The organism is Yersinia alsatica (genome assembly GCF_025133195.1).
GTDB classification, from domain to species: domain Bacteria; phylum Pseudomonadota; class Gammaproteobacteria; order Enterobacterales; family Enterobacteriaceae; genus Yersinia; species Yersinia alsatica.
In genome coordinates this window covers 2,730,923-2,746,858 of the sequence record NZ_CP104006.1, presented here as the reverse complement: position 1 = coordinate 2,746,858, position 15,936 = coordinate 2,730,923, and the positions used below count along the sequence as shown (strand labels likewise).

Sequence of the window (15,936 nt, the reverse complement as noted above, 5' to 3'; positions counted from 1 at the left end):
GTGACTCACTTAGTGGTTAATTGCAGGGAAGGATCATCGGTACGCGATTCGCCGCGCAGCATAAAACAGGAAATGACTGTTAATCCGAGGACAATCCCCCCCATGATCATGTAGGTATCAGCAAACCCTATCTGGTCATAGCCTTTACCCGCCAACGGCGAAAATACGCTGGCACAGACTTGGGTAATAAACTGGAATCCCACCAAATACAGTGTGGCTGACAGACGCGGATCAAAATTGGCGGCGATATACTTAAACATCGCAATGAGCAAAATAGGCAACTCCACCGCATGTAACAATTTCATCAATGAGATTGTGACTGCGTCTTGTGCCAGCCCGGAACCAAATATACGCATCGCCATAATTAATCCGCTCAGCAGCAAGCCATTTTTCGCGCCAATGCGGTTAACCAGCAAAGGTGCGAGGAACATGCCACCAGCCTCTAGGAATACTTGCAAAGAATTAAGAAACCCGTACATCTCATTACCGTGACGCGGGTCTGCAAATAGTGAAGAGAAATAGACCGGGAATTGCTGGTCATAGACGTTATAAACACTTACACCGGTGACAAACACCACCAGCGCCCAAAAGCGCGGCATGTGAAAGAGTGACAATGTATCGCTCAACGTCAGAGCACTGCTCTTACCGTATTCCAACTGCCCCATAGCTGCCGTTTTAACTTCATGTAAGTGCCATAGCAGCAGTAGGAATATCGCGGCTGATGCTGAAGCCATCCAGAAATTAATATTGGGATTAATATTAAACAGCATGCCAGCAAAGAAGGTGGCCCCCGCCCACCCGAGAGAGCCCCACATCCGGGCTTTGCCAAACTCAAACCCACTAATGCGACTCACTCGTTCGGTATAAGACTCCAGCGCCCCTATACCGGCAAAGAACGTCATCCCCATATATAAGCCGCCCACCACTGCACCAGCCAGCATATTGACGCGCAATAAAGGGGCATAAACATAAATAAAAAAAGGGCCACTGATTAGCAGCAAAATACCAATAGCCCATAAAAGATGTTTTTTTAGCCCTAATTTATCTTGTATCACGCCATATAGCGGCTGAGCGCAAAGTGCAGTTAAGGCAATGGCGGAAAAAGTGGCTCCGGTTTCGGTACCTTTTAATCCTACATATTGATTGAGCCATATGGAGAATAAAGAGAATGCCGATGACCAGGTAAAGAAAAACGTAAACAATAAGCCACTCAAAATCAGATATTGATTACGAACAGAATGTTTCATGGCTGTGTCCTGTTGGAGATTTACACCCATTGTTAACGTTAACTTTTTACTTTGAGAAGATCAGTCGAGCGAGGATTGTGATGTTAATCACTAATGTTAACGTTAACACTTGGTTTATGTGATGAGCGTCACTAGGGACATCAAGATCATTAAGAGGCTAACAAATAACGAGTTGCATAGAGTTAAGCTGCCATCGCGGCAAAAAGTGCATATTTGCTGACTCTAGCCATGAAATTTTCATGTTTTTACGTTATCGTCATTGTACATTGCGTATTAGATGCCATAAGCCAACCGACTCAAGGCTGGCCTAAATATTACAAGGAGGAAAAGTGTTACTGGATAAAATCCTACTGGTTGCCATTATGGTTTTATTGTCACTTTTTGTCTGGATGTTCTGCTCGCCGTATCATATGTATTCAACCGCTTATGAGTTTCTCGAGTTGTTTGGCTTTAAAGAGGGTTATAACAATTTAGGGTTTGGTTTGCCGCCGGAAGCAGCAAACTAGGTGGATAAAAAAACAGGTGCCATCTTGGGCACCTGTTGATTTAACGCTCTCGTTATCCACGATGGGCTTTATTCTGTTTGTCTGGTTTCTCGCTGCTCTTTGGGCGGCAACACCGAATAACTGGCAACAATAGCCGTGAGGATGACAAATAAATGCCCTTCCGACGAGTCCAGTAAGAAGGAGTTGAACAGATGGCAAGCCAGATAACCGCCGAGCAAAGCAACCAGCACATTTCTAATATGGGTAGGTAAACGCCAGGCCGAACGGAAGAAGCACCACATCCATCCTAGGAATAAAGCCAAACCTACTATTCCCGACTGAACAGTTTGCATCAGATATTCATTATGTGGATTGATGCTATAACCAATTTGTGGATTCGGGTACCAAAAACCCCCAGCACCGTGTCCCAAAATTGGCGCTTCTTTTATCAGTTTAGCCGACTCAAGCAGAAAGGCAGTGCGCAGCCCCATCGAAGAGTCACAAGACTGATCTGCATTCCCCTCACTGACAGTCAGGCAAGTTTGAATCTCTGTGACCCCCTGATGCAACCGGTCAACTGCCCGATTTGGCACCATCAGCACAATAACGCCGACGACTAATGCACAAACCACCATCCCCAGACGCTGACGGGTTGATAGCGAGAGTAGTCCCCACACTCCAAAGGTTGCCGCTAATGCAACATAGCCAGTCCTGCCCTGCACCATAAACACAATGTTATAGATAGCCAGACACACTAACAATGCATAGCCCCAGCGCTTAAGCCCATGATTTCTAAATGCCAGAGAAAGCCATATCACTGCCGCCAAGGCCATAAAGAAATTATGGGTAATTTGTAATTTGAACACTGACGGATTGAGCGGGTCAATATGGCCCAATGGCATATGCAAGACACCCACCCACAGACTGGCGGCCAGAATAACGGCATTCGCTAATAAAAAACCTTTGGCAAAATAGCCAGCAAGTGAGCGGGAAAGAACAAAAAACATCGCTAATGGCAAGATATACAATAGCTTAGAATATTTACTGACCATCACTTTGCCGTACAGATTGTGATGCCAGAGCAAGGATATTGCCAACAGCACCACCATCAGTGCTGGCAACCAAATCAGCGGATTCTTGGCCAACTCTTTGACATAGCGGGTATCGCGGCTCAGCAGTAAACAGATAACCGCCAAGACCAGCGACAAGTTCATGATGAAATTAGAAGTGGGTAGACCAATACCTAACAGAAATGCAGTTGCACAAGACAGCGTGCCAACATATCGATGCGCGGGGGGCGAGCCTGGCAAAGAGGCAGGAGAAATCATAAGTCACTCACTTCAGATTAATAACCAGTAACAACTGTTTAACACTCATTCTTCGAGCGTCACAGCCCTATTTACGCCATAGCCAACCATTGGGTAATAGTTGGCTATGTGACTTTTTAACTCTATGTGCCGTTATGCTGCGAGTGATCGGAACAAGTAACGGAACCACCATAATGGTCGCCACCAGATCTTACGTGGCGGCACTGTCGGTGGACGTGAATGCACTTTTTTGATTTCCCAATTAAAGTTAAGGAATATTCTACTGTGGCCATATTCCGCACCAAATCTGGCAATTTCACTTTTCTTCCGATCATCAATCGGCGCGTTATACGTCAGGTCACGATCCAGAGAATGGTAGCTTTTCTTCCTATCAACATTACGTTCGATACATCGGTATTGTTTAGGCAAATAGCGCGGCGTACTGCCGTGGTCTTTGTGGAATTTCACAAAACGGTAATCTTCCGAACCATAATGGCCAGCAAACTCTTCATCATAACCATAAAGTCTGAAGAATCGGGCTCTGGACATGAAGAACAAGTTAGGGTGACCACGATAGGCTTTGCCGGTTTTTTCATCTGTACGGTAGATACGGTACAGTGAACGCCCCGGATTACGGGCATTAACCAGATAGCGCATGGTATCTTCAGGCAGCAGACAATCTAAATCAGTAATGATTATTTTGTCTGATTTGGCATAAGTCACCCCAAGGTTGCGGGAACCCGCCTGATTCCATTGAATATCAGTGGTAATTCGTAACCACGTGAAATTCAAATCATAATCTTTAACTTCATACTCTAGTGGTGAGCAATCATCAACGATGACAAATTCGACTGCATCCTTAATATCGTCAGGATAAGATTCATATTCCTTCAACAAGGACTCAACGGAATCCATATTTCCCTGATTACAGTAAAAATGAGTTACATAAGACAACTTGATGTGCTGCTTATCTAACGGATGCCGTGCTTTAACGATTTCTACATCCTTTGTCACAATATAAGCCTCTGTTTTAAGAGAGAAAATAAAAATAAATTTTTATAATTTCTTGAATACTGACGATTTAATAAACTCAGTAAGAATAAATGGCATTGTTATGCCTAGTAACTTTGCGGTAAAGGATAAAGAGTTACCATAATCAGTCAAATATTTTCTTCACATTAATGTGTCAATGGTGACGGGGCGCGGATAACAAGTGATTGATCATTTTTGTTTTCTTCTGTGAAAGTTGAGCGGTAAGCCCACATCAGTATTGCTAGATTATGTTGCAGCGAGGTTTTGCAGAAGAGTTGGGACGGGCACTAAAAACTCACGGAAGCCGAAGCCCCCGTGAGATATGACATCAACAGCAGAATTACATGTGTTGAATAATGGCGTCGCCGAATTCACTGCATTTCAACAGTTTAGCGCCGTCCATCAGACGTTCGAAATCGTAAGTCACCGTTTTGGCCTGAATTGCGCCTTCTGTGCCTTTGATAATTAAATCAGCCGCTTCGAACCAGCCCATGTGACGTAACATCATTTCTGCGGACAGAATGATAGAGCCTGGGTTGACTTTGTCCTGACCGGCATATTTTGGTGCCGTGCCGTGGGTGGCTTCAAACAGAGCACACTCATCACCAATGTTGGCACCAGGGGCAATACCAATACCGCCAACCTGTGCAGCCAATGCGTCAGAAATGTAATCGCCGTTCAGGTTCATACAGGCAATAACATCATATTCAGCAGGGCGCAGCAGAATTTGCTGCAAGAAGGCATCGGCAATAACATCTTTAACAATGATATCTTTGCCATTGTTTGGGTTCTTGATTTTAACCCAAGGGCCGCCGTCGATCAGCTCACCACCAAATTCCTCACGCGCTAACTGGTAACCCCAGTCTTTAAACGCGCCTTCGGTGAATTTCATAATGTTGCCTTTATGAACCAGAGTTACTGATTCACGATCGTTGGTAATTGCATACTCAATTGCAGCACGAACCAAACGCTTGGTCCCTTCTTCTGAACAAGGTTTTACACCGATACCACATTGTTCAGGGAAACGGATTTTCTTCACCCCCATCTCTTCACGCAGGAACTTGATTACTTTCTCTGCTTCTGGTGAACCGGCTTTCCATTCAATGCCCGCATAGATGTCTTCTGCGTTTTCGCGGAAGATCACCATGTTAGTCAATTCAGGGTGTTTTACCGGGCTTGGAGTACCTTCGTAATAACGTACTGGGCGCAGGCACACATACAAATCGAGTTGTTGGCGCAAAGCAACGTTCAGAGAACGAATACCGCCGCCCACTGGCGTGGTCAACGGGCCTTTAATTGCTACACGGTAATCACGAATCAGATCCAATGTTTCTTCTGGCAGCCAAACATCTTTGCCATAAACATGGGTGGATTTCTCGCCGGTGTAGATTTCCATCCAGGAGATTTTACGCTCACCTTTATAGGCTTTCTTAACCGCGGCATCGACCACGTTAATCATGGCTGGAGTTACATCAACGCCAATGCCGTCACCTTCAATAAATGGAATGATCGGATTATGCGGAACAACCAGTTTACCCTGAGCATCGACAGTAATTTTCTTACCTTCTGCCGGAACAACGACTTTGCTTTCCATCAACCTCTCCTTCAGCGCAATTTTGTTAATGCCTTGTAAGATTCGTGTCAATACTACTTGAATATTCGCTCCGCGCCAATCCGAAACGGATTGAGGTATAATGCGCTAATCATTCGGAATCGCAATAATCATGAATAAATTCTCTGTTAAAAATCACAAAGTTAACCGATTCAGCACCAATGTAGCGGCTAAGCCGGGGAAGCCCGTCTCCCCACGGCGAGTCCTGTTATTCAACAAGCCTTTTGATGTGTTACCTCAATTTACAGATGAGGCTGGGCGCGCCACTTTGAAGGAATTCATCCCTTTTAATGATGTTTATGCCGCAGGACGTCTTGATCGTGATAGTGAAGGTTTGCTGGTATTAACTAATGATGGCAAGTTACAAGCCAAGCTCACACAACCGGCCCAAAAAACTGGCAAGGTCTATTTTGTGCAAGTCGAGGGGGTGCCGGGGAATGACGCACTCATGCAATTAAGGCGAGGTATCAGCTTAAAAGATGGCCCGACTTTGCCCGCTGGAGCCGAGTTGGTTGATGAGCCTGAATGGCTATGGCCTCGAAATCCGCCCATCAGAGAACGTAAAAACATTCCAACCAGTTGGGTGAAAATCACGCTTTTTGAAGGTCGTAACCGGCAAGTTCGCAGAATGACAGCCCATGTTGGCTTCCCTACCCTGCGCCTGATACGTTTTAGTATGGGAAATTTAAGCCTTGGTAACCTACAGCCAGGCGAATGGAAGGAGATAAACCATGTTTAAGCCCCATGTAACCGTCGCTTGCGTTGTTCATGCGCAAGGCAAATTTTTAGTTGTCGAAGAGACAATTAATGGCAAAAAGTTATGGAATCAACCAGCGGGTCATTTGGAAGCAGATGAAACCTTACTGCAAGCTGCAGAAAGAGAATTGTGGGAAGAAACCGGCATTCGTGCTACTCCGCACTCTTTTCTGCGCATGCATCAATGGCTGGCTCCCGATAACACGCCATTCTTACGTTTTGCCTTTGTCATTGAATTACAAGAACAATTACCAACAGAGCCCCATGACAGTGATATTGATTGCTGTTTGTGGCTCACAGCCGATGAAATACTGCAGTCGTCTAATTTGCGCTCCCCTTTGGTTGCGGAAAGTATCCGCTGTTATCAGCAACCAGAGCGTTATTCCCTTGATCTGGTTGGTGCATTTAATTGGCCGCTATAAAAAGCAGATTTGATTTATTCAGGTAATTGCGAATCTACCATGCAGCAACGCAATCAACGTGATAAAATCCGGCGCTTGTTTTTATAATGCCCAACCAGTGTTGGAAAGTTATTCGGGTAATGCAACCCCATAACCTTCATCCAATCGTTTGGTATTTACGTTAGTGAGACTCCCATGTCAGATAACAGCCAGAAAAAAGTAATCGTCGGTATGTCCGGCGGTGTCGATTCTTCCGTTTCCGCTTACCTGCTCCAGCAACAGGGTTACCAAGTTGCCGGTTTGTTCATGAAGAACTGGGAAGAAGATGATGACGAAGAGTATTGCTCAGCAGCGACCGATTTGGCCGATGCTCAAGCAGTATGCGACAAGCTGGGCATGGAGTTGCACACCGTCAATTTTGCCGCAGAGTACTGGGATAACGTGTTTGAATTGTTCCTGGAAGAGTATAAAGCCGGGCGTACACCTAACCCCGATATTCTGTGCAATAAAGAAATCAAATTTAAAGCTTTCCTTGAGTTCGCTGCCGAAGATTTGGGGGCGGACTACATCGCTACCGGCCATTATGTTCGCCGTCAGGATGTTGATGGCAAAAGCCGCTTATTACGCGGTTTGGATGGCAATAAAGACCAAAGCTACTTCCTCTACACCTTAAGTCATGAACAGCTCGCTCAGAGTTTGTTCCCGGTGGGTGAGCTAGAAAAACCCGAAGTTCGTCGCATTGCCGAACAGCTGGAGCTGGTTACCGCGAAGAAAAAAGACTCTACCGGTATCTGCTTTATTGGCGAGCGCAAATTCCGTGACTTCCTCGGGCGCTACCTCCCGGCTCAACCCGGCCCTATTATGACGGTCGATGGTCAGCATATGGGTGAGCATCAGGGTTTGATGTACCACACACTGGGCCAGCGCAAAGGCTTGGGTATCGGTGGCACCAAAGATGGCGGCGATGACCCATGGTATGTTGTGGATAAAGATGTCGCCAATAACATCTTGGTGGTTGCTCAAGGGCATGAACATCCGCGTTTAATGTCTGTTGGCCTGATTGCTCAACAGCTGCACTGGGTTGACAGAGAGCCGGTAACAGAGGCTTTCCGCTGTGTGGTGAAAACCCGTTATCGCCAGCAGGATATTCCTTGCACCGTGACGCCACTGGATGACGAACGTGTCGAAGTTCGCTTTGATGAGCCCGTCGCGGCGGTAACTCCCGGACAGTCTGCGGTCTTCTATCAAGGTGAAGTCTGCCTTGGCGGCGGGATTATTGAAGAGCGCTACCCACTGGCGGATTCAGTAGCAAGCTAAATATGTCATCAACCAAGTCGGCAATCTTACAGGAGTAACCGTGGCGAAAAATTATTACGATATTACGTTGGCATTAGCAGGGATCTGCCAGTCAGCTCGCTTGGTTCAGCAATTGGCCCATGAAGGCCAATGCGATAATGATGCATTGAATACCGTGCTGGGCGGGTTGTTACAAACTAACCCACCCTCAACACTGGCGGTATATGGCGGCAACGAACAATCACTGAAGATGGGGTTGGAAACGTTGCAGAGTGTCTTAAATGCCAATCGTCAGGGGCCAGCCGCTGAATTGACCCGCTATACCCTGAGCCTGATGGTGTTAGAAAGAAAACTTAATGCCAACAAATCAGCCATGAATACCCTAGGCACGCGTATTAGCCAGCTTGACCGCCAACTGGCACATTTCGATCTTGAATCCGAAACCATGATGAGTTCGCTGGCAGCCATTTATACTGATGTTATCAGCCCGCTTGGCCCGCGTATTCAGGTGACAGGTTCACCTGCTATTTTACAAAGCACACTGGTGCAGGCAAAAGTTCGTGCCGCCCTGCTGGCGGGTATCCGCTCAGCCGTGCTTTGGCAACAAGTCGGCGGAAGCCGCTTGCAGTTAATGTTCTCACGAAATCGTCTGTTTAAGCAGGCGCAGAGTATTCTTGCTCATAATTGAAATCCTTCCTCAGGAGTTGCCACCGATGGAATTATCCTCACTGACCGCCGTTTCCCCTATTGATGGACGCTACGGCGACAAAGTCAGCGCACTGCGCCCAATCTTTAGCGAATTCGGTTTGCTGAAATTCCGCGTGCAGGTCGAAGTACGTTGGCTGCAAAAACTGGCCGCCTGTGCAGAAATCAAAGAAGTTCCCGCTTTTGATGCAAACGCAAACGCTTACCTTGATAAGATCGTGCAAGAATTCAATGAGCAAGATGCACAACGCATCAAAACCATTGAACGCATCACTAACCATGATGTGAAAGCGGTTGAATACTTCCTGAAAGAGAAAGTGGAAAGCGTCCCGGCGCTGCATGCGGTATCTGAATTCATCCACTTTGCTTGCACTTCAGAAGATATCAATAACCTGTCCCACGCCTTGATGCTACAAACTGCCCGTCAGGAAGTGGTATTGCCAATGTGGCGTCAGATTATTGATTCAATTAAAGCACTGGCGCACCAATACCGCGACTTGCCACTGTTGTCTCGTACCCACGGCCAGCCGGCGACCCCGTCCACGATCGGTAAAGAATTCGCGAACGTGGCTTACCGCATGGAGCGCCAGTTCCGCCAACTGTCCCAAGTGGAAATTTTAGGGAAAATCAACGGCGCAGTGGGTAACTATAATGCCCACATCGTGGCTTATCCTGAAGTTGACTGGCATCAGTTCAGTGAAAGTTTTGTGACATCGCTTGGGATCAACTGGAACCCATACACTACGCAAATCGAGCCTCACGACTACATTGCCGAATTGTTTGATTGTGTGGCGCGTTTCAATACCATCCTGATCGATTTTGACCGTGATATCTGGGGTTATGTTGCACTGAATCACTTCAAGCAAAAAACCATTGCGGGCGAAATTGGCTCCAGCACCATGCCGCACAAAGTCAATCCGATCGACTTCGAAAACTCCGAGGGTAACCTTGGGCTATCTAACGCTGTACTCGGTCATCTGGCGAGCAAATTGCCGGTTTCACGCTGGCAGCGCGACCTGACAGACTCCACGGTGTTACGTAACTTGGGCGTCGGTTTGGGTTATGCCGTGATTGCCTATCAGGCGACCATGAAAGGCATTAGCAAATTGGAAGTCAACGAAGCGCACCTGTTGGAAGAATTGGACCATAACTGGGAAGTTCTGGCGGAACCTATCCAAACAGTAATGCGCCGCTATGGCATTGAAAAACCGTATGAAAAACTGAAAGAATTGACGCGCGGTAAACGTGTCGATGCGGCGGGTATGCAGGCATTTATCGATAGCCTGGCACTGCCAGAAGAAGAGAAAATCCGCTTAAAAGCCATGACTCCGGCCAATTATATTGGTCGCGCGACAACCATGGTCGATGAATTGAAGTAATATTATAATCTTACATACAGGTGGCGGGTCAATGTCACCTGTATATCCCCTCTCTTTTCTTATTCCCTTGTGCGCGGCCCCTGTTTAGCCCCGGTTTAGTCGTTGTCATTGATAATACTCGCGATGTCAAAAGGACGTTATAACCGCAGGAGCTATTATCATTATGTTAAAGCAAACACTACTCACACTTGCCTTGTTGGGAACCTCTACTGCCACCATGGCGGCTGATTACACCTATGTTGCTGGTGGTTTGCAATACGGTTCCATCAGCAATAATGCACGTTTCGATAAGCAATTTGACCAAAATAATTACAGCCATGTCGGTAACCGAGATATGGGTGGGATTTACCTTAACGGTGGTTATGGCTTTGATAATGACCTGTTTATTGATGGTCGTATAAACAGCATTGCTAATGGTGACCGTGGTTTGGCAGAAGCCGTACTTGGGCTGGGCTACCATTTTGCTTTCTCGCCTAATATTGATTTTTATACCTTAGTTGGTGGCAGTCGCCACGCCATGGTATTTGATGCCAGCAAAAACGGTAAAAAAACCAATACTTATAACAGTGCTACCGGCGAAGTCGGCATCAAAAGCAAGTTGTCCCAAGATATTGGTCTGGACGTTGCTTACCGCATAGCAAACTATGATGGCCGTGCCTTCCATGAAGCGCGGGTCATGACAGATTATGCATTAACACAAAGCCTTGCTGCAGAAGTCGGCTATACCTACCATAACTGGAAAGTCAACGACCAAGCTATGCAGGTAGGTTTACGTTACAACTTCTAAGTAACTGTTTTAATTTTTACTTGTCGGGTAATATTAGATTACCCGGTTAACGAATATCGAGGAATGTGGTATGCGGGTTCTGGTTGTCGAAGATAATGCTTTGTTGCGTCACCACCTCACCGTGCAAATGCGCGAGATGGGCCATCAAGTTGATGCAGCGGAAGATGCCAAAGAGGCAGACTATTTCTTACAGGAACATGCTCCAGATATCGCAATTATCGATCTTGGCTTACCGGGTGAAGATGGATTAAGCCTTATCCGTCGCTGGCGTAGTCATCAGACTAATTTGCCGATTCTGGTGCTGACTGCCCGCGAAAGCTGGCAAGATAAAGTCGCCGTGCTGGAAGCCGGTGCCGATGATTATGTGACCAAGCCTTTTCATCTGGAAGAAGTTATTGCGCGGATACAGGCATTGATGCGACGCAATATCGGCTTGGCATCTCAAGTTATTGATTTTCCGCCATTTCAGATTGATCTCTCGCGACGCGAGCTGTCTGTCAATCAACAACAAATTAAACTGACTGCCTTCGAATACACCATTATCGAAACTCTTATTCGTAATGCTGGCAAAGTGGTGAGTAAAGATACCTTAATGCTGCAACTCTATCCCGATGCAGAACTGCGTGAAAGCCATACTATTGATGTACTTATGGGCCGTTTACGTAAAAAACTGCAAGCGGAACATGAGGGTGAAGTGATTACGACCATCCGTGGTCAGGGATACCGTTTTGACGCCAACTAGACAACATGCTCAGGAAAAATAGTAAACCGTTCTCCCTTCGTGCTCGCTTTCTTATGGCGACAGCAGGTGTCATCTTAGCGCTGTCGCTATCCTATGGTATGGTTGCTGTCGTCGGCTATATTGTCAGCTTTGATAAAAATACCTTCAGCGCACATCGCGGCGAGAGTAATTTATTTTTCAGTCTGGCGCAGTGGCATGACAACAAACTCAGCATCTCGGTGCCTCCCGAACTTGAACTGAATATTCCTACGCTGGTCCTGATTTACGATAAAGATGGCAATATTCTCTGGCGTCAGCGCCATGTCCCTGAACTTGAATCTCATATCGAAAAAAGCTGGCTACAAAAACCGGGCTTCTACGAGCTTGATACCGGGACGCATATCAGTAGCATGATGCTAGGTGATAACCCCAAAGCCCAAGATCAGCTGAAAAAATATGACGATACCGACAGCAGCGCGTTAACACACTCCGTCTCGGTCAATACTTACCCAGCCACCTCCCGCTTGCCACAACTCAGTATTGTTGTCGTCGATACTATCCCACAAGAGTTGCAGCGTTCAGACTTGGTTTGGAATTGGTTCAGCTATGTTTTACTGGCTAACTTACTGTTAGTTGTCCCGTTACTGTGGCTAGCCGCTTATTGGAGCTTAAGGCCAATTAAGGCATTAGTCAGCCAGATAAGTCAGCTAGAGAAAGGCGAGCGCGAGCAATTGGATGAGAATCCCCCGCGTGAATTGCAAAGTTTGGTGCGAAATCTCAATATCTTGTTAACCAATGAGCGCCAGCGCTATACCAAATATCGCACTACGCTGTCGGATCTCACCCATAGTCTCAAAACTCCATTGGCGGTATTACAAACCACGTTGCGCTCTTTGCGTACCGGTAAGCAAACCACCATTGAAGAAGTCGAGCCAATTATGCTGGAGCAGATAAGCCGTATTTCTCAGCAAATTGGCTATTATTTGCACCGCGCCAGTATGCGATCCGAACATAATGTATTAATCCGTGAAATTCACTCGGTCCCTGCCCTGCTCGACAGTCTGTGCAGTGCGCTGAATAAAGTTTATCAGCGCAAAGGTGTGGTACTCACGCTCGATATCTCGCCTGAAGTGACCTTCCTTGGTGAGCGAAACGACTTTATGGAAGTGATGGGCAATGTTCTGGAAAATGCCTGTAAATACTGTCTGGAGTTCGTTGAAATAACCGCCCTGCACTCTGAAAAACAACTGACTATTGTCGTTGACGACGATGGGCCGGGTATCCCTGAAAGTAAGCGGCAGTTAATTTTCCAGCGGGGCCAACGAGTCGATACTTTACGCCCCGGCCAAGGTCTGGGATTATCTGTTGCAGCCGAAATTATTGAACAGTATCAAGGTAAGATAACCATCACTGAAAGCCCCTTGGGGGGAGCAAGAATGATGGTGACCTTTGGCCAGCAACATGATTATCACACTGATTAATAAAATTTGCCGGTTAGTACCTGATACTGTTGGCAGGCATCCGTTATAATCACTGGCAAGTTCACCCCCTTTCCTGGAATAAACATGGATTATCAACTCGATCTCGACTGGCCTGATTTTCTGCAACGTTATTGGCAGAAACGCCCGGTTATCCTCAAACGTGGTTTTAAAAACTTTATTGACCCACTCTCGCCTGATGAGCTTGCTGGCTTGGCGATGGAAAATGAAGTAGACAGCCGTCTGGTAAGTCATGAAGATGGCCGCTGGCAAGTCAGTCACGGCCCATTCGAGAGTTTTGATCATTTAGGTGAAACCAACTGGTCGCTTCTGGTGCAAGCCGTAGACCATTGGCATGAGCCAGCCGCCGCGTTAATGCGCCCATTCCGCCCGCTATCAGATTGGCGTATGGATGATTTAATGATCTCTTTCTCCGTTCCGGGTGGCGGTGTTGGTCCACATTTCGACCAGTATGATGTCTTTATCATTCAAGGGACTGGCCGTCGCCGCTGGCGAGTTGGTGAAAAAACAGAAATGAAGCAACATTGCCCACACCCAGACTTACTGCAAGTGGGGCCTTTCGACGCCATTATTGATGAAGAAATGGAGCCGGGTGATATTCTCTATATTCCGCCGGGCTTTCCTCATGAAGGCTATGCGCTTGAAAATGCATTAAATTACTCGGTTGGTTTCCGCGCACCTAATGCGCGCGAATTGGTCAGCGGCTTTGCTGATTATGTCCTTTCGCGTGAGTTAGGCAGCTACCGCTACAGTGACCCAGACTTACAACTGCGAGAGCATCCGGCAGAAATTAAACCACAAGAAGTCGATAAGCTGCGGGCGATGATGTTGGATTTAGTCCAGCAGCCTGAGGATTTCCAAAACTGGTTTGGCGAATTTATCTCGCAATCCCGTCATGAGCTGGATCTGGCACCACCAGAACCGCCTTATCAGGCTGGGGATGTTTATGAATTGCTCCAGCAAGGTGAAGAATTACAACGTCTTAGTGGCCTGCGCGTGCTTCGCATTGGCCAGCAGTGTTTTGCTAACGGTGAACTGATTGATACGCCGCATTTACAGGCGGCTGATGCATTGTGCCAGCACTACAGCATTGACTCGACAAAACTGGGGGAAGCACTGGAAGATCCGTCGTTCCTGGCGATGTTGACTGCATTAGTGAACAGCGGTTATTGGTATTTTAACGACTAATATCTGCCGCTTAGATACAAACACGCCCCGATAAACGGGGCGTTTTTAATCGGGCTGCCAAACTTAGGCCTCTTTGGCTTGTTTAGCCGTCAGTTCTGCAATCCGCATGATAACCGCAACCGCTTTCTCCATCCCCTCCAGCGTAATAAACTCATGTTTACCATGATAATTATAGCCGCCAGTAAAGATATTTGGGCAAGGTAGTCCCATGAAAGATAGCTGCGCGCCATCAGTGCCACCGCGGATTGGCTTCATAATTGGCGTGATATCACAATCTCGCATTGCCTGCTGTGCCAGTTCGATAATATGCGGATGCTTAATAATATGCTCACGCATATTGTAATAACTGTCATCCATAACGATTTCGATATAACAGTCACGATGCAAACCTTTGCCTATCCGCTTGGCAATATCCACCATGTTCTTCTTGCGTGCTTCAAAACCATCGCGGTTAAAATCTCGCACGATATAGTGCATTTCCGCCCGTTCAACAGTGCCTTTGATGTTTTGTAGGTGGTAAAAACCTTCATAACCTTCAGTACGTTCCGGGGTTTCATCCGCGGGCAATTCCTGATGAAAACGGGTTGCCAGTGATAATGCATTCACCATCACTCCCTTGGCGCTACCGGGGTGCACATTATTACCCACAATCTTAATGGTCACTGACGCCGCATTAAAGTTTTCAAACTCTAACTCGCCGACACCACCACCATCCACGGTATAAGCCCACTGAGCATCAAACTCTGCCACATTAAAGAAGCGCGCACCTTTCCCCACTTCTTCATCCGGCGTAAAAGCAATGCGGATATCCCCATGAGGAACATTGTTATGCTTTAAACGCACCATCGCGGTGATAATTTCTGCAATGCCGGCTTTGTCATCGGCACCCAGTAAGGTTTTTCCGTCGGTGGTAATTAATGTGTGCCCGAGCAACTGATGCAATACCGGGAACATTACCGGAGACAACACTTCGTCCCCCATGCCCAGGGCGATGTCACCACCACGGTAGTTTTCGACAATCTGCGGATTCACATTTTTCCCCGAGAAGTCGGGGGAGGTATCAAGATGGGCAATAAAACCAATGGTGGGGACCGGCCAGGAAACATTTGCTGGCAATGTTGCCATCACGCAGCCATGGTCACTCAAGCTAACCTGAGAAAAGCCCAGCGTCTGTAACTCATGTTGTAACGCCTGAGCAAGCTTGCGCTGCCCTTCAGTGCTCGGCACGGATTTTACATTGGCTTTTGCTTGTGTATCAAAAGAAACATAGTTGAAAAAGCGGTCGAGTAATTTGTCCATGGTTCCCACCCTCATAATAGTGAATATCATTATGGGGAAGTGATCGTGATCAAATATTGCGTCAGGTCAGCTTTAGACAAACTTAAGCCAGAATAATAAGGTGCATCGTGAAAACTGTGCTTGGTGATTTATTCATCAGTCAGCAAGGAGTTTCGCTTATTTATCCGCCAATATCACTTAAAAGATCCACATAATTGAGAGCCGCGAACCACGCCGCGGCCC

15 protein-coding genes are annotated in these 15,936 nt (G+C 46.9%); 10 read left to right on the top strand and 5 right to left on the bottom strand.

The window, feature by feature from the left end:
- Positions 1–5: 5 nt before the first annotated feature.
- A complete protein-coding gene (locus N0H69_RS12085) occupies positions 6–1,247 on the bottom strand; it encodes an MFS transporter (protein ID WP_050152241.1) in 1,242 nt (413 codons plus the stop codon).
- A 329-nt stretch (positions 1,248–1,576) separates the two neighbouring features.
- Between N0H69_RS12085 and N0H69_RS12080 the strand changes: the two genes are divergently transcribed.
- The gene (locus tag N0H69_RS12080) at positions 1,577–1,753 is read left to right on the top strand and encodes a hypothetical protein (protein ID WP_172665475.1); all 177 of its coding nucleotides are present in this window, start codon (positions 1,577–1,579) and stop codon (positions 1,751–1,753) included.
- Between the two features lie 68 nt (positions 1,754–1,821).
- Here the strand turns inward: N0H69_RS12080 and N0H69_RS12075 are convergent, their stop codons facing one another.
- From N0H69_RS12075 to icd, 3 genes are all read right to left on the bottom strand, one after another.
- Positions 1,822–3,042 carry an O-antigen ligase family protein gene (locus N0H69_RS12075; RefSeq protein WP_072077705.1) on the bottom strand — a complete coding sequence of 407 codons (1,221 nt, stop codon included), beginning with the start codon at positions 3,040–3,042 and terminating at the stop codon, positions 1,822–1,824.
- A 150-nt stretch (positions 3,043–3,192) separates the two neighbouring features.
- Positions 3,193–4,053, bottom strand: a complete 861-nt coding sequence (locus N0H69_RS12070; RefSeq protein WP_050109089.1) for a glycosyltransferase family A protein — start codon at positions 4,051–4,053, stop codon at positions 3,193–3,195.
- A gap of 358 nt (positions 4,054–4,411) precedes the next feature.
- Positions 4,412–5,665 (bottom strand): NADP-dependent isocitrate dehydrogenase, encoded by a 1,254-nt coding sequence (icd, locus tag N0H69_RS12065; protein ID WP_019209643.1) that lies wholly within the window; start codon positions 5,663–5,665, stop codon positions 4,412–4,414.
- 130 nt (positions 5,666–5,795) lie between these two features.
- Between icd and rluE the strand changes: the two genes are divergently transcribed.
- The 9 genes from rluE (at position 5,796) to N0H69_RS12020 (ending at position 14,415) form a co-directional block, all read left to right on the top strand.
- The gene (rluE, locus tag N0H69_RS12060) at positions 5,796–6,422 is read left to right on the top strand and encodes a 23S rRNA pseudouridine(2457) synthase RluE (protein WP_050152243.1); all 627 of its coding nucleotides are present in this window, start codon (positions 5,796–5,798) and stop codon (positions 6,420–6,422) included.
- A complete protein-coding gene (locus tag N0H69_RS12055; protein WP_050152244.1) occupies positions 6,415–6,861 on the top strand; it encodes an NUDIX hydrolase in 447 nt (148 codons plus the stop codon). The genes rluE and N0H69_RS12055 overlap by 8 nt, the downstream gene beginning before the upstream one ends.
- Before the next feature lie 174 nt (positions 6,862–7,035).
- Complete coding sequence (gene mnmA / locus N0H69_RS12050; protein WP_050152245.1) at positions 7,036–8,157, top strand: tRNA 2-thiouridine(34) synthase MnmA; 1,122 nt, start codon at positions 7,036–7,038, stop codon at positions 8,155–8,157.
- 40 nt (positions 8,158–8,197) lie between these two features.
- Entirely contained in the window at positions 8,198–8,824 is a 627-nt protein-coding gene (gene hflD / locus N0H69_RS12045) for a high frequency lysogenization protein HflD (protein WP_050109084.1), read from the top strand.
- A 25-nt stretch (positions 8,825–8,849) separates the two neighbouring features.
- Entirely contained in the window at positions 8,850–10,220 is a 1,371-nt protein-coding gene (gene purB, locus N0H69_RS12040; RefSeq protein ID WP_050152246.1) for an adenylosuccinate lyase, read from the top strand.
- A 163-nt stretch (positions 10,221–10,383) separates the two neighbouring features.
- Entirely contained in the window at positions 10,384–11,007 is a 624-nt protein-coding gene (locus tag N0H69_RS12035; protein ID WP_050109082.1) for a YPO1635 family putative outer membrane beta-barrel protein, read from the top strand.
- Between the two features lie 70 nt (positions 11,008–11,077).
- Complete coding sequence (gene phoP / locus N0H69_RS12030) at positions 11,078–11,749, top strand: two-component system response regulator PhoP (protein ID WP_004709580.1); 672 nt, start codon at positions 11,078–11,080, stop codon at positions 11,747–11,749.
- 5 nt (positions 11,750–11,754) lie between these two features.
- Complete coding sequence (gene phoQ / locus N0H69_RS12025) at positions 11,755–13,209, top strand: two-component system sensor histidine kinase PhoQ (protein ID WP_050109081.1); 1,455 nt, start codon at positions 11,755–11,757, stop codon at positions 13,207–13,209.
- Between the two features lie 84 nt (positions 13,210–13,293).
- Positions 13,294–14,415 carry a ribosomal protein uL16 3-hydroxylase gene (locus tag N0H69_RS12020; RefSeq protein WP_050135450.1) on the top strand — a complete coding sequence of 374 codons (1,122 nt, stop codon included), beginning with the start codon at positions 13,294–13,296 and terminating at the stop codon, positions 14,413–14,415.
- A 63-nt stretch (positions 14,416–14,478) separates the two neighbouring features.
- Here the strand turns inward: N0H69_RS12020 and pepT are convergent, their stop codons facing one another.
- Positions 14,479–15,714: a peptidase T gene (gene pepT / locus N0H69_RS12015; protein WP_050109079.1), complete on the bottom strand. Its 1,236-nt coding sequence runs from the start codon at positions 15,712–15,714 to the stop codon at positions 14,479–14,481.
- Positions 15,715–15,936 lie beyond the last annotated feature (222 nt).